Below are 26507 nucleotides of genomic sequence, written 5' to 3' on the forward strand. Positions count from 1 at the left end.
GGAAACGGAATGGCGGCGAATCCTGGCGGAGGCTCGACTGATGCCGGTGGCGGACCGGTTCGTCACATTCCGGTTCTTCTTGCGGAGGTGCTCGAAGCATTGGCGCCGGCCCCCGGCAAACTCATTCTGGATGGCACGTTCGGTGCGGGCGGCTATACTTCGGCTATTCTGGCTGCTGGCGCGGATGTGATTGCGCTCGACCGCGATCCGACGGCGATCGCGGCAGGGCAAGCGATGGTTGCCGCTCATACGGGTCATCTTTCTCTTATTCATTCGCAGTTTTCGCAGCTTGCCGATCACGCGCCGCAAGGTGGGCTCGATGGTGTCGTGCTCGATATTGGCGTCTCGTCCATGCAGCTCGATGAGGCCGAGCGTGGCTTCTCGTTCAACAAGAACGGTCCGCTCGACATGCGCATGTCGGCAAGCGGCGTGTCTGCGGCCGATGTCGTCAATCGCGCCAAGCTGGCCGATCTCATTCGCATCTTCGCCTTCCTCGGTGAGGAGAAGCAGGCGCCGCGCATTGCGCATGCGATCGAAAAGCGCCGGGCGGAAACGCCATTCGTCACGACCCGCGATCTCGCCGGACTGATCGAAATCGTCACGCCGCGGAAGGCCAAGGACAAGATCCATCCGGCGACCCGTGTTTTCCAGGCGCTGCGCATCTTTGTCAACGACGAGCTCGGCGAGTTGGCGCAGGCGCTGTTTGCTGCCGAGCGGGCGCTGAAGCCGGGCGGGCGCCTGGTTGTCGTTACCTTTCATTCGCTGGAAGACCGGATCGTCAAGAAGTTCTTCGCCGATCGCTCCGGCCGCGCCGCCGGTTCCCGCCATATGCCGATGGTTCATGAGCGGCTGGCGACCTTCGATCCGATTGGTAAGTCGATGATTTCCGCTGGCGATGCGGAGGCGGAAGCCAATCCGCGGGCGCGTTCGGCCAAGCTGCGTGCGGGTCTTCGTACCGCAGTGCCGGCCGAGGCTGCCGATCTCTCGATCTTCGATCTGCCCAATCTCGCCAGTCTCGGAAAGCTCGGAGGTTGATATGCTGAAGACTTTTGACATCATTCTGATTGGCGTCATGACAGCGATGGCCACCGTCACCTACACGATCAAGCATCGGGCCGAGCTGAAGCTCGAGGAGGTTCGTCGCCTCGAATCGGAAATCAAGCTGGAAACGGACACGATCGAACTTCTGAAGGCGGACTGGGCGCTGGTGGTGCAGCCAAACCGCTTGGAGCGATTGGTCAACAACTACAGCAATGAACTCAAGCTGCAGCCGACGCTATCTACTGCGATCGTGCAGCCGAGCGAATTGCCGATGCTCCGCTCGCAGGTTCCGGAAACCGTCGCCGATGCCAAGGATGTCACCAAGCCCGGTAACGCAAAGACTGGCGGCGGGAAGTCTAGCGCCAGCGTGGCATCTAAGAGCGGCGACACGACGGACGCGCAAATCCGAAAGGCGATTGCCGATGTCGCCGCCGCTCCTGCGCCGCGTCCGGTCGCCAAGGCGCCGTCGCTGGTGAAGCACAAAAAACAAGAAGTCGACAATATCGCAACGGGATCGGTGGACGAGTGATGTCTTTTCTTTCGCGCATCATGGTCTTGAAAAGCAAGGCGCATTTCTCCACCGACGGCAATAACCGCCCGAACGACGGTTTCGGCGGCTCGACTTTCGAGGGTGCCCGCAAGCGCAAGTCCAATCAAGCCAAGAGCCGCGTTGTTCTGTTGGTCGCGAGCTTTACCGTCGTCTACTGCATCATCGGTGGCCGTCTTGCCCAGTTCGCCATGACGCCCCCGGATACGACGTCGAGCATCCTGCCGCCGGACCGGCTGATGGCATCGCGCCCCGATATCGTCGACCGCAACGGCGCCCTGCTGGCAACCGATATCCGCACCGTGTCGCTGTTCGCCGAGCCGAACAAGATCATCGATCCCGATGAAGCGGTCGAGCAATTGCGCACTGTGCTGCCCGATCTCGACACCAAGGGCACTTATAAGAAGCTTGCCGTCAAAACCTCGCATTTCGCCTGGCTTCGCCGCCAGTTGACGCCGAAACAGCAGAGCCAGATCCTGGCGCTCGGCATTCCCGGCATCGGTTTCCGTCCGGAAAAGCGCCGCTTCTATCCCGGCGGCTCGACCGCCGCCCATATTCTCGGCTACGTCAACATCGACAACCGCGGCGTCACCGGCATGGAGAAATACATCGACGACCAGGGGCTCGCCGATCTCGCGGCTGCCGGCATGACCACGGACCAGCCGCTGCAGCCGGTGAAGCTGTCGATCGATCTGCGCGTGCAGGACATCGTTCATGACGCGGTCGTCAATGCCGTCAATAATTTCCAGGCAAAGGGTGCAGGTGCCGCTGTGCTCGACGCCCGTACCGGCGAAGTGCTGGCCATGGCGTCGGCACCCGACTTCGATCCGAACTATCCGAACGAAGGCGCTGCGGAAGGCTGGCTCAACCGCATGACGAACGGCACGTTCGAAATGGGATCAACCTTCAAGACTTTCACGATGGCGATGGCGCTCGATGCTGGCAAGGTGACGCTGCGCGACGCCTTCGACGCCACCAATCCGATCCGCATCGGCGGCTTCACCATTCACGACTTCCACGGCCAGCATCGCGTGCTGACCGTTCCGGAAATCTTCCAATATTCGTCCAACATCGGCACGGCGAAGATCGCCGACATAGTCGGTATCGACGCGCACAAGGAATTCCTGACGCGGATGGGGCTGCTCAGCAAGTTGAACACCGAGCTGCCGGAAGTGAAGATGCCGACGCAGCCGCGTGTGTGGAAGAAGATCAATTCGATCACCATCTCCTTCGGCCACGGTGTCTCCACCACGCCGCTACAGACGGCAGTCGCCGGCGCGGCTCTCGTCAATGGCGGCAAGCTGATCGAGCCGACCTTCCTGCCGCGCACCCGCGAGCAGGCCGATGCGATCGCCAAGATTGTCGTCAAGAAGAGCACCAGCGACGATATCCGCTTCCTGCTCGATTTCAACGGCTCCAAGGGATCGGGCCGTGCCGCTCGCGTCCCCGGCTACGACGTCGGCAGTAAAACCGGCACGGCCGACAAGGTCGTCAATGGTCACTATTCGCACACGCTGAACTTCAACACCTTCCTGGCTGCCTTCCCGATCGACAATCCGCAATATGTCATCATGACCTTCTGCGACGAGCCGAAGACCGGTGAACATGGCGGTACGATCTCCGCATACACCGCGGCGCCGATCGCTCGCGATATCATCGCGCGGGCAGCGCCGATCCTTGGAATACAACCCAGTTTCGGAAACGGTAACTCCGCCTTGCTGGTGTCTTATTAAGCGTGAAAGAATACACGGGTCGATTCGCGAGGGGCGGACTGATCAAGAACGAAAAGTATATTCGATGAACTTGCGGGATATTGCCGGAAATGCGTTTCCGGAACTCAACGAACAAATCGGCGGGGCACTTGGCGATCTTAAGATAACAGGCCTTTCCGCTGATAGCCGTAAGGTTGCGCCCGGTATGGCTTTCGTAGCTGTTGCCGGCACCAAGGCTGACGGCGCAAGTTTCATTGCCGATGCCGTTTCGCGTGGTGCGTCTGTCGTTGTCGCAGGCCAAGGCGCTGTCGCAACCGGCGTGCCGCTGCTGACCGTAACGGCGCCGCGCCGTTTCCTCGCCGTCGCTGCTTCGCGCTTTTATGGCAAGCAGCCTCAGACGATGGTCGCCGTCACCGGCACCGCCGGCAAAACCTCGGTCGCTTCCTTTACCCGTCAGATTTGGGCGCATGCCGGCCATCCGGCGGCGATGATCGGAACGACCGGCGTCATGTCGCCGACGCGCAACGACTACGGTTCGCTGACGACGCCCGATCCGGTGTCGCTGCACCAGTTGCTTGCCGAGCTTGCGGACGAGGGCGTCACCCATGCGGCAATGGAAGCCTCCAGCCATGGCCTCGATCAATTCCGCCTCGATGGTGTCAGGCTTGCCGCTGCTGCCTTCACCAATCTTGGCCGCGACCATATGGACTATCATCCGACGGTCGAGGATTACATGGCCGCCAAGATGCGGCTGTTCAGGGACCTGCTGCCGAAAGGCTCGCCGGCGGTGATCTTTGCCGACGATCCTTGGTCGGAACAGGCGATCGCGGCTGCGCGCGACGCCGGTCATGACATACGCACCGTAGGCCGCAAGGGCGATTTCCTCGCGCTGAAGCGTGTCGAGCATTTCCGTCACAAGCAGATCGCGGAAGTGCATGTGGATGACGATATTTTCGAAATCCATATTCCGCTCGCCGGCGACTTTCAGGTCGCCAATGCGCTCGTTTCCGCAGGGCTTGCCATTTCTACCGGCGTTGCCGCGCCGGTTGCCATGGCGGCGTTAGAGAAGCTCGCTGGCGCTTCCGGGCGATTGGAGCTTGTCGGTCATACCCACGACGGCGCACTTGCCTATGTGGACTATGCGCATAAGCCGGATGCCTTGGAAAATGTGCTGAATTCGGTGCGGCCGTTCACCACTGGCCGCGTCATCGTCGTCTTCGGTTGCGGCGGCGACCGCGATCGCGGCAAGCGGCCGATCATGGGCGAAATCGCCTGCCGCCTGGCCGATGTTGTTGTCGTCACCGACGACAATCCGCGCTCCGAAGAACCGGCGGCGATCCGCGCCGAGATCATGGCCGCAGCACCCTGCGCCACCGAGATCGGCGATCGTGCCAAGGCGATCTGTGAGGCGGTCGGCATGCTGAAATCCGGCGATACGCTGATCGTCGCGGGCAAGGGGCATGAGGAAGGTCAGACGATCGGCAGCGTCACGCTGCCCTTCTCCGACCATGCTGAACTGCGCAAAGCACTGGAGGAGGTAAAGTCTTGAGCTGGCTATGGACAACTGAAGACATGATCGCCGCCATTGCGGGCCGCTCCTTCGGAGCGCTGCCTGAGGGCGTTACGGGGATTTCTATCGACAGCCGTTCGATCAAGCCGGGCGAAGCTTTCTTCGCCATCAAGGGCGATCGCGTCGACGGCCATGATTATGCCAACCTGGCGATGGCGAACGGTGCGGCGCTGATCGTGATCAGCGAGGCGCGGCTGCCGGCTATGGGCCGGCTGACCGTGCCGAAGATCGTCGTCGATGACGTTTTGGCCGGGCTCGCCAGGCTCGGCGTTGCCGCCCGCGAGCGCACGCAGGCGCGCATCATCGCCGTCACAGGTTCGGTTGGCAAAACCACCACAAAAGAGATGCTGCGCCGGACGCTTTCGCCGTCCGGTACGGTGCATGCTTCCGTCGCCTCGTTCAACAATCATTGGGGCGTGCCGCTGAGTTTGGCGCGCATGCCTCAGGATACGGATTTCGGCGTTTTCGAGATTGGCATGAACCATCCGGAGGAGATCCGTCCGCTGACCAAGATGGTGCAGCCGCATGTGGCGATCATCACCACGATTGCGCCCGCGCATCTCGGCAATTTCAAGAACATCACCGAGATCGCCGCTGCCAAGGCGGAGATTTTCGACGGCGTCGTGCCGGGCGGTCATGTCATCCTCAACCGCGACAACGATCAGTTCGATTTGCTGGAGCGCGCCGCACTGGCCGCCGGCGTCGAGCATGTGCATAGTTTCGGCCAGCATGCCAAGGCGGATGTACGGCTCGCGGAATTCAATGCGTCGGAAGAGAATTCGACGCTCTGGCTGACGATCGGCGGCGAGACGATGGAAGTGGCGATTGGTGCGCCCGGGCGGCATATCGCGGAAAACGCGCTGGCGGTCCTCGGTGCGGTGATGCTGGTCGAGGCCGATCTCGACAAGGCGGTCGATGCGCTGGCGACCCTGCAGGCGGAAAAGGGCAGGGGGCAGCGCCACAAGCGCGCGATCGCTAATGGCTACTTCACGCTGATCGACGAAAGTTACAACGCCAACCCCGCATCGATGCGCGCGGCCATTGCGCTGCTGGCGACATCTTCGCCGGATGCCAATGTCGGCGCGAGAGCGGGCAGGCGGGTCGCCATTCTCGGTGACATGTTGGAAATGGGGGATTATGCCCAGAGAGTGCATGCCAATCTTGCTGGTCCGCTACTGGCCGCCGGCATCGAGCATGTCTGGCTGGCAGGTCCGGAGATGGCGGCGTTGAGGGATGCGCTGCCGGAAAGTGTCCATGTCGAATACCGTGAGAATACGGAGGAGCTCTCGGAATTCGTGCTCAACTCGGTCGCCCCTGGCGACGTTTTGATGGTGAAATCGTCGTTGGGGATAGGATTCGGGAAGATCGTGGCAGCTTTGCTTGACAAGTTTCCAGCATTTTCCGACACGGAGCCCCACTCCCATCAGGGGCTTTAGAAAGGGCTCTTATGCTGATCTGGCTTGCCGAACTGTCGGACCACGTTCATTTTTTCAGTACTCATTTCAGATTTCTCAATCTGTTCAGATACATCACGTTCCGCACCGGCGGCGCTTTGTTCACTTCGGCGTTGATCGTCTTCCTCTTCGGGCCGCGAATCATCTCCTCCCTGCGTGTACGTCAGGGCAAGGGGCAGCCGATTCGTGCCGATGGTCCGCAGACCCATTTCAAGAAGGCAGGCACGCCGACCATGGGCGGCCTGATGATTTTGGCCGGCATCGTTGTGTCGTCAATGCTGTGGGCCGATCTTGCCAATGTCTACGTGGTCGCGACGCTGCTGGTTACATTGGGCTTCGGCGCCATCGGCTTCTATGATGACTATCTCAAGGTCACCAAGCAGAGCGACAAAGGCTTTTCCGGTCGCGCGCGCCTCGGTATCGAATTCGTCATCGCCGCCATTGCCGTCTACTTCATGATGAGCACGGCGCTCTCCTCGGGTACCGCCGGGTCGACCTTCGGTTCATCGATCGCGTTCCCTTTCTTCAAGAGTTTCATGCTCAATCTCGGCATGTTTTTCGTCCTCTTCGGCGCTTTCGTTATCGTCGCCGCGGGTAATGCCGTAAACCTGACCGACGGTCTTGATGGGCTTGCCATCGTGCCGGTCATGATTGCGGCCGCCTCTTTCGGCGTCATCGCCTATCTCGCCGGCAACTTTGTCTTCGCCGATTACCTGGCGATCAACTTCGTGCCCGGCACCGGTGAATTGGCTGTGGTGCTCGGTGCTGTCATCGGTGCCGGTCTCGGCTTCCTCTGGTTCAATGCACCTCCGGCGGCTATTTTCATGGGTGACACCGGCTCTCTGGCACTTGGCGGCATGATCGGTTCGGTGGCAGTTGCCACCAAGCATGAGATCGTCATGGCGATCATCGGCGGCCTGTTCGTGCTGGAGGCGCTTTCGGTCATCATCCAGGTCGGCTTCTTCAAGATGACCGGCCGCCGCGTCTTTCTGATGGCGCCGATTCACCATCACTTCGAGAAGAAGGGCTGGACGGAGAGCCAAGTCGTGGTCCGTTTCTGGATCGTTGCGGTCATCCTGGCGATGATCGGCCTCTCCACTCTCAAGCTCCGGTGAGGCGGCGATGATCCCTGTCACCACGCTCAAGGGGAAGAAGGTCGCATTGTTCGGCCTCGGCGGCTCGGGTTTTGCCACCGCGCGGGCGCTTGTCGCCGGTGGTGCCGAGGTGACCGCCTGGGACGACAATCCCGATAGCGTGGTGAAGGCTGCGGCCGAAGGTATCCCGGTCGCCGATCTCAGAACGATCGATTGGAATGGGCTCTCGGCATTCGTGCTGTCGCCCGGCGTACCACTGACGCATCCGAGGCCGCATTGGACCGTCGATCTCGCTCACGCAGCCGGCGTCGAAGTCATCGGCGACGTCGAGCTCTTCGTCCGAGAGCGGCGGGCACATGCACCGGATTGCCCTTTCATTGCCATCACCGGCACCAACGGCAAATCGACGACGACGGCATTGATTGCCCATATCCTGCAATCGAGCGGTCGCGATACGCAGCTTGGCGGCAATATTGGAACAGCCATCCTGACGCTGGAGCCGCCGAAGGCGGAGCGCTACTACGTCGTCGAATGCTCTTCCTACCAGATCGATCTTGCCCCGACCCTCAATCCTTCCGCCGGCATTCTGCTCAATCTGACGCCCGATCATCTCGATCGGCACGGTACGATGCAGCATTATGCCGATATCAAGGAACGGCTGGTGGCCGGCAGCGGCGTTGCCGTCATCGGCGTCGACGACAGCTATTCTTCGCTGATTGCCGATCGCGTCGAACGGGCGGGTGGCAAGGTTACCCGCATCTCGCGCCGGCATGTGCTGGCTGACGGGCTTTATGCCGAAGGCAGCCGCATCATCCAGGCATCGACCGGCGCGACCTCGGAGATCGCCGATCTCGACGGCATCCAGACGCTGCGCGGCGGCCACAATGCACAAAACGCAGCGGCCGCGATTGCCGCATGTCTGGCCGTCGGCATTTCCGCTGACGATATTCGCGCCGGGCTCAAATCCTTTCCCGGCCTCAAGCATCGCATGCAGCCGGTCGGCCGGCGCGGCCGTGTCGTGTTCGTCAACGATTCAAAGGCCACCAATGCGGATGCCGCCGCACCGGCGCTTTCGAGCTACGATCATATCTATTGGATCGCCGGCGGCTTGCCGAAAGAGGGCGGTATCACGACGCTGGCGCCGCTCTTCCCGCGCATCGCGAAGGCCTATCTCATCGGCGAAGCGGCACCCGCCTTCGCAGCGACGCTCGGCGAGCAGGTGCCCTACGAAATATCGGGCACTTTGGAGCGCGCGGTCGCACATGCGGCAGCCGATGCCGACAAGGGCGAACATGAGACGGCGGCGGTGATGTTGTCACCGGCTTGCGCAAGCTTCGATCAGTACAAGAATTTCGAGGTCAGGGGTGATGCCTTCGTCAGCCACGTGGCTGCGGTCGAAGGCGTCACCATGTTGGTCAGTTCAGCAACAGGAGGCGATTGATATGGTAAGCCGCGTTGAGCGTGGGGCCTTGGCCGAATGGTTCTGGACCATCGACCGTGTATTTCTCTCTCTTTTCATCCTGTTGATTGGCATTGGCTTCATGCTTTCTTTTGCGGCTTCGCCCGCAGTGGCGGAACGCATTGGGCTCGAGCCTTTCCACTTCGTCAAGCGCCACGCCCTTTTCCTTGTTCCGGCGATCGCAGCGATGATCGGCATTTCCTTTATGACACCGAGGCAGGTGCGGCGCACTGCGGTCATCCTGCTGATCGTTTCGCTGGCGATGATGCTGTTCGCATTGTTCTTCGGTGTCGAGGTCAAGGGGTCGCGGCGTTGGGTCAACATCGCAGCGCTCTCCATCCAGCCGTCGGAATTCATGAAGCCGGCCTTCGTCGTCGTCTGCGCCTGGCTGTTTGCCGAGCATGCGCGCCAGCCGGAAATTCCGGGCAATCTCTTCGCTATCATCCTCTTCGGCATCGTCGCCGCACTCCTCGTTGCTCAGCCCGACCTTGGGCAGACGATCCTTACCACCGCCGTCTGGGGTGGCATGTTCTTCATGGCCGGCATGCCCTGGCTGTGGATCGGGGTGCTCGGCGGCCTCGGCGTCGGCGGCTTCGTGACGGCCTATTACGTCTTTCCCCACGTAGCACTTCGCGTCGACAAGTTCTTGACCGGCGAAGGCGACACGTTCCAGGTCGATACCGCCAAGGAAGCGATCATTCACGGCAATTGGTTCGGTGTGGGGCCGGGTGAAGGCATCGTCAAGCGCATCATTCCGGACGCCCATACCGACTTCATCTTCTCGGTGGCAGCCGAGGAATTTGGTGTCGTCTTCTGCATGGTGCTCGTCTGCATCTTCGCCTTTCTGGTGCTGCGCGGCCTGTCGCATGCCTATAAGGAAAAGAACGATTTCAACCGTTTTGCCGTTGCCGGCCTGGTGCTGCAGATCGGTATTCAGTCGATCATCAATGTCGGCGTGAACCTGCAATTGCTGCCGGCCAAGGGCATGACCCTGCCGCTGATCTCCTATGGCGGCTCGTCGATGACCGCCATCTGTGTGACGGCGGGCTTTATTCTGGCCCTGACGCGTCATCGGCCGGAAAAGAGAGCGCAGGACCGCAGCCTCTTTCGCGTGACGCATGGATTGCCGGCGGAGTGATCGTTTTGGACCTATCTGCGCTTCGTTCCCATCTCCCGGATTACGCTTATTCTTCGTTCGCTTTCGCGAAGACGGGGGTCTATGAAGGAAGCTTGACGCGCTTCAGTGACGCGGGCATGGCGGCTTCCTATATTAGGGAGATGCCCCGCGCAGGGGCTGTTCGCGGGAGCGAAGATCATGAGTAAAGGTATTATTCTGCTTGCCGCCGGCGGAACCGGCGGCCACGTATTTCCGGCCGAAGCGCTGGCCTATAAGCTCAGGGAGCGCGGTTATTCCGTGCACCTCGTCACCGACAGCCGCGCGGAACGTTATGCCGGCAAGTTTCCGGCGGATGAGATTCATGTGGTGCCGTCGGCAACGATCGGTTCGAAGAATCCGATCAAGGTCGCAAAGTCGCTTTGGACGCTGTGGATGGGCATGCGCGCCGCTCGCAAGCTGATCCGCAATATCAAGCCGCTTTGCGTCGTTGGCTTCGGTGGTTATCCGACCGTGCCGCCGCTGCTTGCCGCCACTCGTATGGGCGTGCCGGCGATGCTCCATGAGCAGAACGCCGTGATGGGACGCGCGAACAAGGCGCTTGCCGCCCGCGTTCAGGCGATCGCCGGTGGTTTTCTGGAGAAGGGTGGCGCGTTTCCGGAGAAGACGGTGACGACCGGCAACCCCGTGCGTCCGGCCGTGATCGAAGCGGCCAAGCGGCCCTATGTGCCATCTGGCCCGGATGATCCTTTCAATCTGGTCGTCTTCGGCGGCAGCCAGGGTGCTCAATATTTCTCCAAGGCAGTGCCGACAGCGATCAGCCTGTTGGAGGAGCCGCTGCGCAAGCGCCTGCGGATTACGCAACAGGTGCGCCCCGAGGATATGGAGACGGTCAATAGCTGCGCCAGGAGGCTGGAGATGGGCGCCGATGTCGCGCCGTTCTTCACCGACATGGCCGAGCGCATAGGTGCCGCTCATCTCGTCCTCTGCCGCTCCGGCGCGTCAACTGTATCGGAACTCGCCGTCATCGGTCGCCCGGCGATCCTGGTGCCCTATCCCTATGCCCTGGACCACGACCAGGCTGCCAATGCGGCGGCCCTTGCGGCAACGGGTGGCGTCAAGGTCATCGCGCAAGCCGAACTTACGCCGGAAAAGCTCTCGACGATCCTGCGCGGCGCGATGACGATGCCGGAGAAACTGGCGAAGATGGCGGCTGCGGCCAAACAGGCCGGCAAACCGGATGCCGCGAGCTTGCTCGCCGATATGGTTGAGGCTATTGCCGCGAAACGTTCAATTCAGGAATTCAAGGGGGCGGGCGTATGAAGCTGCCGAAGGCTATCGGCCTCGTACATTTTATCGGTATCGGCGGTATCGGGATGAGCGGCATCGCTGAAGTGCTGCACAATCTCGGCCATCGCGTGCAGGGGTCGGACCAGTCGGAGAGCGCCAACGTGCAGCGGCTGCGCGAAAAGGGCATCGCGGTCCATATCGGTCACAAGGCAGAGAATCTCGGCGACGCGGAAGTCGTAGTGGTTTCCACCGCCATCAAGAAGAGCAATCCGGAACTCGCCGCCGCCCGCGAAAAGCTGCTGCCGGTTGTGCGTCGCGCCGAAATGCTGGCCGAGCTGATGCGCTTCCGCAATGCTATCGCTATTGGCGGCACGCATGGCAAGACGACGACCACCTCGCTGGTCGCAACCCTGCTCGAAGCCGGCGGACTTGACCCGACCGTCATCAACGGCGGCATCATCAACGCCTACGGCACGAATGCCCGCATGGGCGAGGGCGAGTGGATGGTGGTGGAGGCCGATGAATCGGATGGCACCTTCCTGAAGCTGCCCGCCGACGTTGCCGTCGTTACCAATATCGATCCGGAGCATCTGGATCACTACGGCAATTTCGACGCGGTACGTGCCGCCTTCCGGCAGTTCGTCGAGAATGTGCCGTTCTACGGTTTCGGTGTCATGTGCCTCGATCATCCGGAAGTGCAGTCGCTGGTCGGCCGCATCGAAGACCGCAAGGTCATCACCTACGGCGAAAATCCGCAGGCGGATGTGCGCTTCATGAATGTGCGCATCGACGGTACGCGCTCGCTGTTCGATATCCAAATTCGCAGGCGCCGAACGGGGAAGGTTTTCGAGATCAAGGATCTCGTCATGCCGATGCCCGGCCGGCACAATATTTCCAATGCGACTGCGGCGATCGCCGTCGCCAACCGGCTTGGCATCTCCAATGAGGCGATCGCCAGGGGGCTCGCCTCCTTCGGTGGCGTCAAGCGTCGCTTCACGCTCACGGGCGAATGGAACGGCGTGAAGGTCTTCGACGATTACGGCCATCATCCGGTGGAGATCAAGGCCGTGCTTAGGGCGGCGCGCGAGGCCTGCCAGGGCCGCATCATCGCCGTTCACCAGCCACATCGTTACACGCGTCTGTCGAGTCTGTTTGAGGAATTCGCTGCCTGCTTCAACGATGCCGACAGCATTTTCCTGGCGCCGGTCTATGCAGCCGGTGAGGACCCGATCGAAGGCGCGGATTCGCAGGCTCTGGTGTCGCGCATCAAGGCGGGCGGCCATCGCGATGCGCGCTATCTGCCGTCGCAAGAGGAGCTTGCGCAAATGGTCGCGGAGATTGCGCGGCCAGGTGATTTTGTGGTTCTCTTGGGGGCTGGGAGCATCACGTATTGGGCAGCTTCATTGCCAAAGGAATTGGAAGGCCTCTCGGGTAAGTCCGCATGAAACAGGTGAATGGGGAAAAGCTTCTGGCGTCGCTCGGCGACAGCGTAAAGGATATTCGTGGCCGGTTAACGCCGGACGCGCCGATGGATCGCGTCACATGGTTTCGCGCCGGCGGGCTGGCGGAGCTGATGTTCCAGCCGCATGATACGGACGATCTGATCGCTTTCCTGAAGGTCCTGCCGGCCGAAGTGCCGTTGACGGTGGTGGGCGTCGGTTCGAACATCCTGGTGCGCGACGGCGGCATTCCCGGCGTCGTTCTGCGCCTGTCGGCGAAGGGCTTCGGCTCGGTCGAGCTTGCCGGTGAGAATCGCATCATGGCAGGCGCCATTTGCCCGGATAAGCATGTTGCCGCGATGGCTATGGACAACGGTATCGGCGGTTTTCATTTTTACTACGGCATTCCCGGCGGCATCGGTGGCGCGGCGCGTATGAATGCCGGCGCCAACGGCTCCGAGACGCGTGATCGCGTCGTCGAGGTGCATGCGGTCGACCGCAAGGGCAAGAAACATGTGCTGACCAATGCCGAGATGGGCTACACCTATCGCCATTCGACGGCATCGGACGACCTGATCTTCACGCATGTTCTTTTCGAGGGATATCCCGAGGATAAGGCTCAGATCCGGGCCGAGATGGATGCCGTGCGGGCGCATCGCGAGACTGTGCAGCCCATTCGCGAAAAGACCGGTGGTTCGACATTCAAGAACCCAGAAGGGCATTCCGCCTGGAAGCTGATCGATGAAGCCGGCTGCCGCGGCCTGGTTATCGGCGGCGCCCAGATGTCGTCGCTGCATTGCAATTTCATGATCAATATGGGGCAGGCGACCGGCTACGATCTTGAATATCTTGGCGAGCAGGTGCGCCGCGAGGTTTTCGAGAAGTCCGGCATCAAGCTGGAATGGGAAATCAAGCGCCTCGGTTGCTTCATGCCCGGCCGGGAAGTTCGCCCCTTCCAGGGTGTCACCACAGAGTAGGTTTACGCTGCAATCGGCTCAAACTTCATAAAATGATTCAACAAAAAGGCCGGTTTTTTGCCCGGCCTTTTCAATTGGTTATCGTGAAGTCTTCAGACTTCGTCATTGCCCGAAAGCAAGATGCCGATCAGCGAGAGCAGTGCTGCGCCCGCCAGATAGTAGCCGACATAAACCAGGCCGTAGGTCGTCGCGAGCGATGTGGCGATGTAGGGAGCCAGGGACGCACCGACAATGCCAGCAAGATTGAAGGTCATCGATGCGCCGGTGTAGCGCACGGTGGTCGGGAAAGGTGCTGCCAGCGCGGCACCGATCGGGCCGTAGGTGAAGCCCATCAGGGCGAGACCAATGATCGAGCAGGCGAAGGCACCGGCAAGGCCGGCCGTCAGCAGCGATGCATAGAACAGGCCGAAAATGAAAATGCCGATCGTCGTCAGTATCAGAACCAGCTTGCGCGAATAACGATCCGACAACAGGCCGGAGACCGGTATCATCAGGCCGAAGAACACGACGCCGACGAGCTGGACGACGAGGAACTGGCCCTGCGAGTAGCCGAGACCTGCCGGCAGCGGTCCGGTACCCGGAGGCCTGGTGCCCCAGCTCAGGGTGAAGGCCGTCATCAGATAGAACAGCACGAAAGTCGCAACAGCGATAATGGTGCCGAGAATCAGGCTGCGGAGATGCGAGCGGAAGATGACCGCGATCGGAACCGAAACGCGTTCCTCCTTCTCGATTGCGCGCTGGAATTCCGGGGTTTCCGTGATCTTCAGGCGGACATAGAGGCCGACGGCAACGAGCACGATGCTGATCAGGAAGGGAACGCGCCAACCATAGTTTAGGAAGTCCGCATCAGCCATGCTTTCGCGCAGAATCAGGAAAAGGCCGGCGGAGAAGATAAAGCCGATCGGAGCGCCGAGTTGCGGGAACATCGCATACCAGCTTCGCTTGCCTTCTGGAGCGTTTTCCGTCGCCAGCAATACCGCGCCACCCCATTCGCCGCCGAGACCAAGACCCTGACCGAGGCGGCAAAGCGCCAGCAGTATCGGCGCGAGAACGCCGATCGACTCATAGGTCGGCAACATGCCGATCACGACCGTCGAGAGACCCATGGTCATCAGAGCCGCAACAAGCGTTGCCTTGCGGCCGACCCGGTCTCCGAAGTGACCGAAGATCATTGCGCCGATCGGGCGTGCGAAGAAGGCGATCGAGAAGGTTGCAAAGGACTGCAGCGTTGCCGAGGTCGGATCGCTGGCAGGGAAAAACAGCTTCGGGAAGACGATAACAGCCGCCGTCGCATAAACGTAAAAGTCGAAAAACTCGATCGTTGTACCGATAAGGCTCGCGATCAGAACGCGTGCCGGGGAATTCGCAACAACGCTGTTTGATGACGAGGGTGTCGGCGATAAAGGAGATATCGCGTCAGTCATGGTCCCACCAATTTTGATGATGTTAAAGTTGTCTTAACAGACAATCTCTGTCCTTAGCGCAATTTTCGTTCGGCGCAAGCGTTTAAGAAGCAAGAAACCGACACCTATACGCCAATCCTTTGCTGCAATCGCCGCTTTGAGAACGGAATGACAGCACGTTTCCCGTTCTGATAGATGTTTACCCGGCAAAGTCTTGACCAGAATCTCTTTCTCGTAAATGTCCTACTTTCGCTCTGGTTGAGAGCGGTGGAGATAAATTTATGCAGAAAAAATTGATTGCGGAATTTTTGGGAACGTTTTGGCTAGTATTTGGCGGCTGCGGAAGTGCAATCTTTGCGGCAGCTTTCCCGAGCCTCGGTATTGGCTTTCTAGGTGTTGCTTTCGCGTTTGGGTTGACCGTACTCACCATGGCCTTTGCGGTTAGCGGTGTGTCGGGTGGCCATTTCAATCCGGCAGTTTCGGTCGGGCTCACGGTTGCCGGTCGCTTCCCCGGCTCGCAACTCATTCCTTACATCATCGCTCAGGTCGTCGGCGCGATCGTCGCTGCTGCCGTTCTTTACCTGATCGCAAGCGGCAAGGCTGATTTCCAGCTCGGCGGCTTTGCGGCCAATGGTTATGGCGAGCATTCACCGGGCGGCTATTCGCTGGTATCGGCGCTCATTGCTGAAAGCGTGTTGACCCTGTTCTTCCTGATCGTGATTCTCGGTTCGACCAGCAGCCGGGTGCCGGCCGGGTTCGCGCCGATCGCCATTGGTCTCGCACTGACGCTGATCCACCTGATCTCGATCCCGATCACCAATACCTCGGTCAATCCGGCCCGTTCCACCGGCCAGGCTTTGTTCGTCGGCGGCTGGGCGCTGCAGCAGCTTTGGCTGTTCTGGGTGGCCCCGATCGTTGGTGGCGCGCTTGGTGGTATCGTCTGGAAACTGCTCGGCGATCGCGACTGATTCAGGGACCCAATAAGCCTTGCGATGGCCCGCGCCGGAGACCCCGGTGCGGGCCTATTTGTTTAAAATTTTCTAAAGGTGGATATTCAAATGTAGCAACTCTCTGATTCCAATGGCAGAATTCTTCAAGTCGATTTGATTCGTGAAAATTGACCGCCATGAGAGCGGTCGAAAGTTAACGAAAGTAAACGCTTCATTAACCTTAATGTTGTTCTAATGGAGCCTACAAGATGTGGCGAGAATCGCTGCTCAGCGTATCGAGCAAATGTCGATTGCAGATGGTGAATTGGGGGTATTGATGGGTGGCAAGCATGTGGCTGTCCTTTTGGGCGGATTTTCCTCGGAGAGGCCGGTTAGCCTGTCTTCGGGGAAGGCATGCGCTGACGCCCTCGAAGCCGAAGGCTTCCAAGTCACACGTATCGATGTGGAGCGCGATGTGTCTGCGCGCCTTGCCGATTTGAAGCCCGATGTCGTTTTCAATGCGCTGCATGGTCCGTTCGGCGAAGACGGCACCATTCAGGGCATTCTTGAATATCTGCAGATCCCTTATACGCATTCCGGCGTGCTGGCCTCGGCGCTTGCTATGGATAAGTCACGCGCCAAGAAGGTGGCTGATGGCGCCGGCATTCCGGTGGCTGATTCGCGTGTGATGAACCGCTTCGCCATTACTGGCGAGCATCCGATGCGGCCGCCTTATGTCGTGAAGCCGGTGCGTGAAGGTTCGAGCTTCGGTGTCGTGATCGTCAAGGAAGATCAAACGCATCCGCCGCAGGTCATTACCTCTTCCGAGTGGCGCTACGGCGATGAGGTGATGGTCGAGCGTTACATCTACGGTCGGGAGCTGACGTGTGGCGTCATGGGCGATACGGCGCTCGGCGTAACCGAGATTGTCCCGCAGGGGCATAGCTTCTACGACTACGATTCCAAATACGCGGATGGTGGATCAAAACACGTCATCCCTGCCAGAATTTCACCGAATCTTTACCAAAAGATACAAACATTAGCGCTAAGGGCGCATCAAGCTATCGGCTGCCGTGGCGTCAGTCGATCTGACTTCCGTTATGACGATCGCTTTTCCGAAGAGGGTGAGCTTGTCTGGTTGGAAATCAATACCCAACCGGGCATGACGCCTACCTCGCTGGTGCCCGAAATGGCCGCTCACGCCGGCTACTCTTTTGGCGAATTTCTCCGGTGGATGGTGGAGGACGCGTCTTGTTTGCGCTGACGGTCAAAAATATGAGGCGGTCCCGCCACCGCGTTCCGCTCGCGATCGACGATGTCGAAGATGCGTTCGTGCTGCCGCGTCCGCTGCGCCGCGTTGTGCGTTTCCTCGTGAGCCTCAGCTCCGGGCGTGTCAATATTCCGGCCCATACGGGTACGGTTTCCGCTCTCGCTCTTTTTGCTGCGACAGGCCTTTACGGCATGTCGATTGGTGGTCACACGCAGGATGTCGCCCAGGCGACGACATCGGCTGCCGGCTTCGCCATCGAAGATGTGAAGGTCTCCGGCAACGATCAGACTTCGGAAATCGAGATCCTGCAGCTTCTTGGTCTCGACGGCACGACGTCGCTGGTGGCGCTCGACGCCGACGCGGCTCGCCAGAAGATCGCAAGCCTGCCTTGGGTGCAGAGCGTCGAAGTCCGCAAGGTCTATCCGAAGGCGATCGAAGTGAAGCTCACGGAGCGCAAGGCTTATGCCATCTGGCAGCACGGCTCCGAACTTTCGCTGATCCAGAAGGACGGCAGCGTGATTGCGCCGCTGCGCGACAACAAATTCGCCAAGCTGCCGCTTTTCGTCGGTCGTGATGCGGAAACGGCCGCAGCGTCCATCGATGACGAGTTTGCCAACTGGCCTGACGTTCGTGGTCATGTGAAGGCATTCGTGCGCGTCGCCGGTCGTCGTTGGGATCTCTACCTCGACAATGGCGTGATCATCAAATTGCCGGAAGACAATATCGATGGTGCGCTCGCGCGGCTCACCAAGCTCGACAAGGACCAGAACCTTCTGCAGCGCGATATTGCTGCCGTCGACCTTCGTCTTGACGATCGTACCGCCATTGAATTGACCCCGGACGCAGCGCTTCGCCGCCAGGCGGCGTTGGATGCCAGAACCAAGGCTTTGAAGAAAGCAGGGCAGGATACATGAGCTTATTCAGTTCGTCCCATTTCGGTCTGCCGCGCCTGAAGCCGCTGTCCTCCAAGCGGTCGCACATCGTATCCGTCCTCGATATCGGCTCGACGAAGGTCGTCTGCATGATCGGCCGGCTGACGCCGCGCGAGGAAAGCCAGGTTCTCCCGAACCGCACGCATAATATCGAGATCATCGGCATCGGCCATCAGCGTTCGCGCGGCATCAAGACCGGTGTGATCGCCGATCTCGACGCACTGGAAAATGTCGTCCGTCTCTCCGTCGACGCCGCCGAACGCATGGCCGGCCTTACCGTCGACAGCCTGATCGTCAATGTTTCCGCCGGTCGTCTCGGCAGCGACATCTACACGGCCACCATCGATTTGGGCGGCCAGGAAGTCGAAGCAAACGATCTGAAGAAAGTGCTTGCCGCCGCTTGCCAGCAGTCGCTCCGTCAGGAACGCGCCGTGCTGCATTCGCTGGCTACGGGCTACTCGCTGGACGGCGAACGCGGCATCCGCGATCCTCTGGCGATGTTCGGCGATGCACTGGGCGTCGATATGCATGTGGTCACGGCGGAACGCGCGGCCCTTCGCAACCTCGAACTCTGCATCAACCGCGCGCATCTTTCGGTCGAGGGCATGGTGGCAACGCCTTATGCCAGCGGTCTCGCCGCTCTCGTCGACGACGAAGTCGAACTCGGCTGCGCCGCAATCGATATGGGTGGCGGCACGACGACGATCTCGGTCTTTGCCGAAGGCAAGCTGGTGCACACCGACGCCGTCAGTCTCGGCGGCCATCATGTCACCACCGACCTTGCACGCGGTCTTTCGACCCGCATCGAGGATGCCGAGCGGCTGAAGGTGGTTCATGCTTCGGCGCTCGCGAATTCTTCGGAAGAGCGCGAACTGATTTCCATCCCGCCGATCGGCGAGGATGAACGCGACCAGCCGACGCAGGTGCCGAAGGCGCTGGTGTCGCGCATCGTCAAGGCACGCATCGAAGAGACGCTGGAGCTGATCCGCGATCGCATTCAGCGCTCCGGCTTCAGCCCGATCGTCGGCAAGCGTGTCGTACTCACCGGCGGAGCCAGCCAGTTGACCGGTCTGCCGGATGTGGCGCGGCGCATTCTTGCCCGCAACGTCCGCATCGGCCGCCCGATGGGCGTATCCGGCTTGCCGACCGCGGCCAAGGGGCCCGCCTTTTCGACGGCGGTGGGACTGATGATCTATCCGCAGGTTGCGGACATGGAGACACATGCGGCGGGCAGCGGTCTGCTCTCGTCGCTTGGGGGTAACAACAGCCGTATCGGCCGCGTTGGCCAATGGCTGAAGGAGAGTTTTTGAGTGCCTGATCCCGGATCGCGGCAAGCGCTTTCCGGGCAGGGGTCAGGCAAGTGAAATATAGTGAATTGGCCGGCGTGGCGATGCGGCCATAAAGAGAAGGAACGGGTACCATGACTATCAAGCTGCATAAGCCAGATATCACCGAGCTGAAGCCGCGGATTACCGTGTTCGGTGTCGGTGGTGGTGGCGGCAATGCCGTCAACAACATGATCACGGCAGGCTTGCAGGGCGTCGATTTCGTCGTCGCCAATACGGATGCACAGGCTTTGACGATGACGAAGGCAGAGCGGATCATCCAGCTCGGCGTTAACGTGACCGAAGGCCTCGGCGCAGGTTCGCAGCCGGAAGTCGGCCGCGCGGCTGCTGAAGAGTGCATTGACGAGATCATCGATCACCTGAACGGTACCCACATGTGCTTCGTCACCGCCGGCATGGGCGGCGGCACCGGCACGGGTGCTGCGCCGGTCGTTGCACAGGCCGCCCGCAACAAGGGCATCCTGACCGTCGGCGTCGTCACCAAGCCGTTCCATTTCGAAGGCGGCCGCCGCATGCGGCTTGCCGAAATGGGCATCCAGGAACTGCAGAAGTCGGTCGACACGCTGATCGTCATTCCGAACCAGAACCTGTTCCGTATCGCCAACGACAAGACGACCTTTGCGGACGCGTTCTCGATGGCCGACCAGGTTCTCTATTCGGGCGTTGCCTGCATCACCGATCTGATGGTGAAGGAAGGTCTCATCAACCTCGACTTCGCCGACGTCCGTTCGGTCATGCGCGAAATGGGCCGCGCCATGATGGGCACCGGCGAGGCTTCGGGTCAGGGCCGCGCAATGCAGGCTGCTGAGGCCGCCATTGCCAACCCGCTGCTCGACGAAACCTCGATGAAGGGCGCGCAGGGCCTGCTGATCTCGATCACCGGCGGTCGTGACCTCACCCTGTTCGAAGTCGACGAAGCTGCGACCCGCATCCGCGAAGAAGTCGATCCGGACGCCAACATCATCTTGGGCGCCACCTTCGACGAATCGCTCGAAGGCATCATCCGCGTTTCCGTCGTCGCAACAGGCATCGATCGTGCGATGAACGAAGCGGCCGACAAGGCCATGGAATTCCGTCCGGTCGCAAAGCCGGCTGTCCGTCCCTCCGCGGCCGTTGCTCCGGCAGCGGCCGCAGCTCAGCCTGCCCATGTCGCGCAGGCACCTAAGGCCGTTGTCGATCCAATCGCGCAGACCATCCGTATGGCGGAAGCCGAAATGGAGCGCGAATTGGAAATCCATTCTGTCCGCCAGCAGCAGCCGGTCATGCAACAGCAGCCGGTCGCTCAGGAGGAAAGCTTCCGTCCCCAGAGCCGCATCTTCGCAGCACCTGAGGCACAGCCGGTACGTCAGGCTCCGGTTCAGCAGCAGCCGGCCCCGGTCATGCATCAGCAGCCTGTGATGCAGCAGCCGGCTCCCATGCAGATGCAGCAGCCGGTGCGCCAGGAGCCCATCATCCGTCAGGCTCCGGAGCAGGTCCGTATGCCGAAGGTCGAGGATTTCCCTCCGGTCGTTAAGGCCGAGATGGAACATCGTGCTCAGCCGGTCGCCGCTCAGGCTACTGAAGAGCGCGGTCCGATGGGCTTGCTGAAGCGAATCACCAACTCGCTCGGCCGCCGCGAAGAGGACGCAGCTTTCAACGACATGACGGCTTCGGCTCCGAATGCCGCTTCGCAGCAGCGCCGGCCGCTGTCGCCGGAAGCAAGCCTCTACGCACCGCGTCGTGGCCAGCTCGACGATCAGGGCCGTCAGGTTCCGCAGGCGCGCATGGCAAGCCAGGAAGACGACCAGCTTGAAATTCCGGCTTTCCTACGCCGGCAATCGAACTGATCCGGTATTAGGCATCCTTTTAATAGGATACTAACCATGTTTATCGAATCCGGGGCTTAACGGTCCCGGATTTCTTTATTTTCGGCCTCTCTTTAATTCTAAAATTACCTAGCAAATTCAATCGTCTGGTTTCGTAACAAAGCGAAAGAAACAGTGATTTGGAATGCGGTGCCCGCGCGCGTATTTAGGTAGCAAGCGAGTCAGCGGAATCGCATCCAGCAATCATTGCATGTGGATTTCGCAGAGTAGGTAACAGACTGAACCAGCGATGAGGGCAGGATCCAAAGATGACCGCCCGGTCTGGAACAGATAGACGAAGGCAGATTTTATATGGCAATCGGATTGCTAGGTTTTCAGACCACCATTGCAAGCCCTGTGACACTCTCGGGTATCGGCGTTCATTCTGGCGCCAATGTGTCGATTACGCTTTATCCAGCCGAGGCTGATACGGGTGTCATCTTCCAGCGCATGCATGACAATGGCGATGTGACGGAGCTGCGTGCCGTTTCTTCGCAGGTTGGCAATACCGATCTTTGCACAGTTCTCGGTTTCTCTCCGGCGCGTTCCGTCGCGACGGTCGAGCATGTCATGGCAGCGATCTATGCGATCGGCCTGGACAATGTCATCGTCGAAGCCTCCGGTGCGGAAATGCCGATCATGGACGGCAGCGCCTATCCTTTCATCGAAGCGATCGAGCAGGTCGGTATCGTCTCGCTCGGCGTCAAGCGCCGCTATATCCGCGTCACCAAGCCGGTGCGAATCGAGGCAGGCGGTTCCTGGTGCGAGTTCCGGCCCTATGACGGCACGCGCTTCGAAGTCGAGATCGATTTCGAATGCCCGCTGATCGGCCGACAGAAGTGGGAAGGCGATCTGACTGCCAAGACCTTCAAGTCCGAACTGTCGCGGGCGCGCACCTTCGGCTTCATGCGTGATGTCGAGCGTCTCTGGGCTTCGGGTCATGCTCTCGGCTCTTCTCTCGAAAATTCCGTCGTCATCTCCGACGACAACACGGTGATCAACGTCGAAGGCCTGCGCTACGCCAAGGACGAATTCGTCCGTCACAAGGCGTTGGATGCCGTTGGCGATCTGGCGCTGGCCGGTGCTCAGTTCATCGGCTGCTACCGCTCCTATCGCGGCGGCCATCGCATGAACGCCAATGCATTGAAGGCGCTGCTGAGCGATCCTTCGGCCTACGATGTCGTAGAGACTTCCGCACCGCGTCAGCGCGCACATAGCCGCGAATTCGTTGCCGTGAATGCTCCCGAATTCGCCCCCTGGTCTGCGTGACCTCCAGAAACCCAGGTGGCATAGTCGCCGCTCCCGAAAGGGGGCGGCTCTTTTTTTGACGGGAGATTCGTCAGTGGCGCTTTCAAAGCCGGCCAGAGGGTCGCGTTCGGGTAGCCAGGAAGCGAAATCTCTTGTCAATACAGCGGTTAAAGCCTGCCGTTGCGCAGTCTTTGCCACAAAAATGCGTTAATGCATCATCATTGCGTTGCCCTCATGGTGCTTTTGCGGCTAGAAACGCCAGCGAGAGAACGCCGTTTCCGCAACGACGGCTATTGGGACAAGTCATCCGATGGGTTTTGCAGGGTCTGAAAGCATGAAGATTACAGCACGGGCTTTGCTCGTATCGCTTCTCCTGGCCGGTACCGGTGCGGTGGTAACGGGTTGTAATACCGACAAGGATATCGACATCACCAAGCTTGGTGTCGAGAGCGATCCTCCGGAAACCCTCTACAATCAGGGTCTGGCCAATATCAAGGCCGGCAATATGACGGAAGCCGGCAAGAAGTTCGATGCCATCAACAAGCAGCAGCCCTTCTCCGAATGGGCGCGCAAAGCACTGGTGATGAGCACCTTCGTCAAATATCGCACCGGCCAATATGACGACGCCGTCCAGACGGGCAATAGCTACCTCAAGCAGTATCCCGGCTCCGAAGATGCTGACTACGTTCAGTATCTCGTCGGTTCGTCCTATGCCAAGCAGATCGTCGACGTGACGCAGGATCAGCGCGCCGCGCAGCAGACGATCGAAGCGATGAACAAGCTCGTCAGCAACTATCCGAACTCGCAATATGTCAGCGACGGGCAGGCGAAGATCCGCTTTGCCCGCGACCAGCTCGCCGGCAAGGAAATGCAGGTCGGCCGCTATTATCTTGAGCGCAAGGATTACCTTGCAGCCATCGCCCGCTTCCGTATCGTCGTTGAGCAATATCCGACGACGAACCAGATTGAAGAGGCGCTGGCACGCTTGGTCGAAGCCTATTACGCCATGGGCATCGTTCAGGAAGCGCAGACGGCAGCCGCCGTTCTCGGCCACAACTATCCGGACAGCCGCTGGTACGCAGATTCCTATAAGCTTCTGAGGACCAGTGGTGTCGAGCCCCGTGAAAACGAAGGCTCCTGGATTTCGAGAGCGGGTAAGAAACTTCTTCTTGGGACGTGAGATTGAGCGCACATGCTGGTCCAGCTTTCGATCCGCGATATCGTTCTGATCGAGCGGCTGGATCTTGCCTTCGAAACTGGGCTTTCGGTGCTAACCGGCGAGACGGGTGCGGGCAAATCCATTCTGCTTGACAGTCTCTCGCTGGCCCTCGGTGGGCGCGGCGATGGCGATCTCGTGCGTCATGGAGAGGATCGCGGTCAGGTGACGGCGGTCTTCGACGTCGGCATGCAGCATGCCGCCCGCAAGCTTTTACGCGAAAATGGCATCGACGATGACGGCGACCTGATTTTCCGCCGTATTCAGTCCGCGGACGGCCGTACCAAGGCTTTCGTCAACGACCAGCCACTCAGCGTCCAGTTGATGCGCCAGGCGGGGCAGCTTCTTGTTGAAATCCATGGACAGCACGACGACCGCGCCCTGGTCGATACCGACGCGCACCGCATGCTTCTCGACGCCTTCGCGGGCATTGCAGAGGAAACACAGGCTGTCGGGCGGCTCTATAAGATCTGGCGCGATACCGAGCGGACGCTGAAGAAGCAGCGGGAGCAGGTGGAAAAAGCTGCGCGCGAGGCCGATTATCTCCGGGCTTCGGTCGAGGAGCTGGAAAAGCTGTCGCCGCAGGACGGCGAAGAGGACGAGCTGGCGGATCGCCGCTCGCGGATGATGAAGGCGGAGCGCATCGCCGGCGACATCTCTGAAGCGTCCGAGTTCCTCAATGGCAATGCTTCGCCGGTGCCACACATCGCCTCGCTGGTACGGCGGTTGGAGCGCAAGAGCCATGAGGCGCCGGGCCTATTAGAAGACACCGTGGCGCTGCTCGACGCGGCGCTGGATCAGCTCTCCAATGCGCAGATGGAAGTGGAGGCGGCGCTCCGCAAGACTGAATATGATCCGAGGGAGCTGGAGCGCGTCGAGGAGCGGCTGTTTGCGCTGCGCGCTGCCTCGCGCAAATATTCCGTGCCGGTGACCGGCCTGCCGGCGCTGGCCGAAAAGATGGTCGCCGAACTCGCCGATCTGGATGCTGGCGAAGAGAGGCTGACACGGCTGGATGCCGAGCTGGCCGTTGCCAAGGCGGACTATGATGCTGCCGCGCGCAGCCTTTCCGACAAGCGTCATAACGCCGGCGAGGCGCTTGCCGACGCTGTCATGGCCGAGCTGCCGGCGCTCAAGCTGGAGCGGGCGCGCTTCATGGTGGAGATCACCACTAATGCCGACGAGGCGACAGCCGAAGGTATCGATGTCATTGAATTCCATGTGCAGACCAATCCGGGCACGCGGCCGGGACCGATCATGAAGGTGGCCTCGGGTGGCGAGCTTTCTCGTTTTCTGCTGGCGCTGAAGGTGGCGCTTGCCGATCGCGGTTCGGCGCCGACCTTGGTTTTCGACGAAATCGACACCGGTGTCGGCGGCGCGGTCGCCGATGCCATCGGTCAGCGGCTGAAGCGCCTTTCCGAGCGTGTGCAGGTGCTTTCCGTCACCCATGCTCCGCAGGTCGCGGCGCGCGCCGCAACGCATCTGCTGATCTCCAAGGGCCCGGTCTCGGACGGTTCCGAGAAGATCTCCACCCGCGTCGCCACCATGGCCCACAAAGACCGCACCGAGGAAATCGCCCGCATGCTCGCCGGCGCTTCGGTCACGGAGGAGGCGAGGGCGGCCGCCAAGCGGCTGTTGGCGGGCAATGGCTGATTGCTGCACAGATACCAGCGATGGCTATTTTCGGCCCGAAGCGGCCATCGTGAGATAGTCGGCTGGAGATTCCTTAGCCGATTAGGCCACCGCCGACACTATCCATACCGAGGCGACCAACGCTACGCTCGTCCCATTGCCAAGGCTACGGAGTCCTTCTCGTAACTTTGGCTCGGCCGCCGACTTTACGGCGGGATTTTCGCGGGCGATCTTTCCCAGCGGGCCAACGCTTAGAAGGACGCGCGTCATTGCATCCACGTCACCGCTTGTCACCGCTTCGTCGTAGGATGCGATCTCGATATTCTTGAATCCGGCAGAAGCAAGGACGTTGCGGACGTACGCAGCGTCGGAAAAACTGAACGGCGTTTCATCCGATGGCGATCGAAATCCCGCTGCAAGTAATGGAAACCTATCCAATTCGTTATCGCAGAAAGCGCGCCAACAGCAGAATGCGATCCTTCCATTGGGTTTCAGTAAGCGATGAAAATTCGAGAAGGCAAGGATTGGATCATCAAATGCCATCACGCCGAAACGAGAGAAAATCGCATCCGCACTGTTGGAGGGAAGCTCTAAAGCTTGGGCATCAGCGTTGATAAGCTGAACACACTTGAGGTGGCTCGTGCGTTGATTGGCGACACTCAGAAGCTCTTCCGCAATATCAACGCCGTAGATCAATCCTTCGTCACCGACCCGGTCCGCCAACTGTAAGATCGTCTGCCCTGTCCCGCAGCCAACATCGATCACCGTACTGGCTGGAGCGAGATGCAACTCTTTCATGGCTCTTAAACCGAGCGGAGAGAGCTGCCGATCAATAAGTTCGTATTCGCCAGCCCAGGCCTTGGCATGTAATTGCCGTGGGCTCAAACTATCGATGCTTGCCTCTGCCATGGACTGGTCCACCCAGTAATTCCGTTCGCGCCGAACCATAGACCAATCGATACGATGACAGCAATTGCCGCAAAGTTGCCTTAG

21 protein-coding genes are annotated in these 26507 nt (G+C 60.1%); 19 read left to right on the forward strand and 2 right to left on the reverse strand.

The annotated features are described in order from the left end of the window. Nucleotides 1-9 precede the first annotated feature (9 nt). From rsmH to murB, 11 genes are all read left to right on the forward strand, one after another. Nucleotides 10-1035: a 16S rRNA (cytosine(1402)-N(4))-methyltransferase RsmH gene (gene rsmH, locus GGD50_RS09810; RefSeq protein WP_107108476.1), complete on the forward strand. Its 1026-nt coding sequence runs from the start codon at nucleotides 10-12 to the stop codon at nucleotides 1033-1035. Nucleotide 1036: 1 nt separating this feature from the next. Then, nucleotides 1037-1570, forward strand: a complete 534-nt coding sequence (gene ftsL, locus GGD50_RS09815) for a cell division protein FtsL (RefSeq protein WP_107108475.1) — start codon at nucleotides 1037-1039, stop codon at nucleotides 1568-1570. After that, nucleotides 1570-3321, forward strand: coding sequence for a peptidoglycan D,D-transpeptidase FtsI family protein (locus GGD50_RS09820; RefSeq protein WP_107108474.1), 1752 nt, complete (start codon nucleotides 1570-1572; stop codon nucleotides 3319-3321). The genes ftsL and GGD50_RS09820 overlap by 1 nt, the downstream gene beginning before the upstream one ends. Nucleotides 3322-3385: 64 nt before the next feature. Continuing rightward, the gene (locus tag GGD50_RS09825; protein WP_107108473.1) at nucleotides 3386-4849 is read left to right on the forward strand and encodes a UDP-N-acetylmuramoyl-L-alanyl-D-glutamate--2,6-diaminopimelate ligase; all 1464 of its coding nucleotides are present in this window, start codon (nucleotides 3386-3388) and stop codon (nucleotides 4847-4849) included. Continuing rightward, nucleotides 4846-6306 carry a UDP-N-acetylmuramoylalanyl-D-glutamyl-2,6-diaminopimelate--D-alanyl-D-alanine ligase gene (locus tag GGD50_RS09830; RefSeq protein ID WP_107108472.1) on the forward strand — a complete coding sequence of 487 codons (1461 nt, stop codon included), beginning with the start codon at nucleotides 4846-4848 and terminating at the stop codon, nucleotides 6304-6306. The genes GGD50_RS09825 and GGD50_RS09830 overlap by 4 nt, the downstream gene beginning before the upstream one ends. A gap of 11 nt (nucleotides 6307-6317) precedes the next feature. Then, on the forward strand, nucleotides 6318-7439 hold the full coding sequence (gene mraY, locus GGD50_RS09835) for a phospho-N-acetylmuramoyl-pentapeptide-transferase (RefSeq protein ID WP_107108471.1): 1122 nt from the start codon (nucleotides 6318-6320) through the stop codon (nucleotides 7437-7439). Nucleotides 7440-7446: 7 nt separating this feature from the next. Continuing rightward, on the forward strand, nucleotides 7447-8859 hold the full coding sequence (gene murD / locus GGD50_RS09840; RefSeq protein WP_107108470.1) for a UDP-N-acetylmuramoyl-L-alanine--D-glutamate ligase: 1413 nt from the start codon (nucleotides 7447-7449) through the stop codon (nucleotides 8857-8859). 1 nt (nucleotide 8860) lies between these two features. Then, nucleotides 8861-10015, forward strand: coding sequence for a putative lipid II flippase FtsW (gene ftsW, locus GGD50_RS09845; RefSeq protein WP_107108469.1), 1155 nt, complete (start codon nucleotides 8861-8863; stop codon nucleotides 10013-10015). Between the two features lie 177 nt (nucleotides 10016-10192). After that, on the forward strand, nucleotides 10193-11314 hold the full coding sequence (gene murG / locus GGD50_RS09850; protein ID WP_107108468.1) for an undecaprenyldiphospho-muramoylpentapeptide beta-N-acetylglucosaminyltransferase: 1122 nt from the start codon (nucleotides 10193-10195) through the stop codon (nucleotides 11312-11314). Then, nucleotides 11311-12726: a UDP-N-acetylmuramate--L-alanine ligase gene (murC, locus tag GGD50_RS09855; protein WP_107108467.1), complete on the forward strand. Its 1416-nt coding sequence runs from the start codon at nucleotides 11311-11313 to the stop codon at nucleotides 12724-12726. Before murG ends, murC begins: the two co-directional genes overlap by 4 nt. After that, nucleotides 12723-13697: a UDP-N-acetylmuramate dehydrogenase gene (gene murB, locus GGD50_RS09860; RefSeq protein WP_107108466.1), complete on the forward strand. Its 975-nt coding sequence runs from the start codon at nucleotides 12723-12725 to the stop codon at nucleotides 13695-13697. The genes murC and murB overlap by 4 nt, the downstream gene beginning before the upstream one ends. A gap of 92 nt (nucleotides 13698-13789) precedes the next feature. Here murB and GGD50_RS09865 read toward each other — a convergent pair whose 3' ends face one another. After that, complete coding sequence (locus GGD50_RS09865) at nucleotides 13790-15121, reverse strand: MFS transporter (RefSeq protein WP_107108465.1); 1332 nt, start codon at nucleotides 15119-15121, stop codon at nucleotides 13790-13792. A gap of 260 nt (nucleotides 15122-15381) precedes the next feature. Here GGD50_RS09865 and aqpZ point away from each other — a divergent pair, with 260 nt between their 5' ends. The 8 genes from aqpZ (at nucleotide 15382) to recN (ending at nucleotide 25535) form a co-directional block, all read left to right on the forward strand. Beyond that, the gene (aqpZ, locus tag GGD50_RS09870; RefSeq protein ID WP_107108464.1) at nucleotides 15382-16068 is read left to right on the forward strand and encodes an aquaporin Z; all 687 of its coding nucleotides are present in this window, start codon (nucleotides 15382-15384) and stop codon (nucleotides 16066-16068) included. A 298-nt stretch (nucleotides 16069-16366) separates the two neighbouring features. Further along, on the forward strand, nucleotides 16367-17293 hold the full coding sequence (locus GGD50_RS09875; RefSeq protein WP_107108463.1) for a D-alanine--D-alanine ligase: 927 nt from the start codon (nucleotides 16367-16369) through the stop codon (nucleotides 17291-17293). Continuing rightward, on the forward strand, nucleotides 17281-18213 hold the full coding sequence (locus tag GGD50_RS09880) for a cell division protein FtsQ/DivIB (RefSeq protein WP_107108462.1): 933 nt from the start codon (nucleotides 17281-17283) through the stop codon (nucleotides 18211-18213). Before GGD50_RS09875 ends, GGD50_RS09880 begins: the two co-directional genes overlap by 13 nt. Beyond that, nucleotides 18210-19541 (forward strand): cell division protein FtsA, encoded by a 1332-nt coding sequence (ftsA, locus tag GGD50_RS09885; protein ID WP_104823556.1) that lies wholly within the window; start codon nucleotides 18210-18212, stop codon nucleotides 19539-19541. The genes GGD50_RS09880 and ftsA overlap by 4 nt, the downstream gene beginning before the upstream one ends. A 110-nt stretch (nucleotides 19542-19651) precedes the next feature. Further along, nucleotides 19652-21403, forward strand: a complete 1752-nt coding sequence (gene ftsZ / locus GGD50_RS09890) for a cell division protein FtsZ (protein ID WP_107108461.1) — start codon at nucleotides 19652-19654, stop codon at nucleotides 21401-21403. A gap of 330 nt (nucleotides 21404-21733) precedes the next feature. Next, the gene (gene lpxC, locus GGD50_RS09895; protein WP_107108460.1) at nucleotides 21734-22690 is read left to right on the forward strand and encodes a UDP-3-O-acyl-N-acetylglucosamine deacetylase; all 957 of its coding nucleotides are present in this window, start codon (nucleotides 21734-21736) and stop codon (nucleotides 22688-22690) included. A 289-nt stretch (nucleotides 22691-22979) separates the two neighbouring features. Next, nucleotides 22980-23849: an outer membrane protein assembly factor BamD gene (locus tag GGD50_RS09900; protein WP_181316068.1), complete on the forward strand. Its 870-nt coding sequence runs from the start codon at nucleotides 22980-22982 to the stop codon at nucleotides 23847-23849. A gap of 12 nt (nucleotides 23850-23861) precedes the next feature. Then, nucleotides 23862-25535, forward strand: coding sequence for a DNA repair protein RecN (gene recN, locus GGD50_RS09905; RefSeq protein ID WP_107108458.1), 1674 nt, complete (start codon nucleotides 23862-23864; stop codon nucleotides 25533-25535). Nucleotides 25536-25616: 81 nt separating this feature from the next. Here the strand turns inward: recN and GGD50_RS09910 are convergent, their stop codons facing one another. After that, a complete protein-coding gene (locus GGD50_RS09910; protein ID WP_245407473.1) occupies nucleotides 25617-26423 on the reverse strand; it encodes a class I SAM-dependent methyltransferase in 807 nt (268 codons plus the stop codon). Nucleotides 26424-26507: the final 84 nt, after the last annotated feature.

It is taken from the genome of Martinezella paranaensis, assembly GCF_014200235.1.
In the GTDB taxonomy this organism is placed as follows: Bacteria; Pseudomonadota; Alphaproteobacteria; order Rhizobiales; family Rhizobiaceae; genus Rhizobium; species Rhizobium paranaense.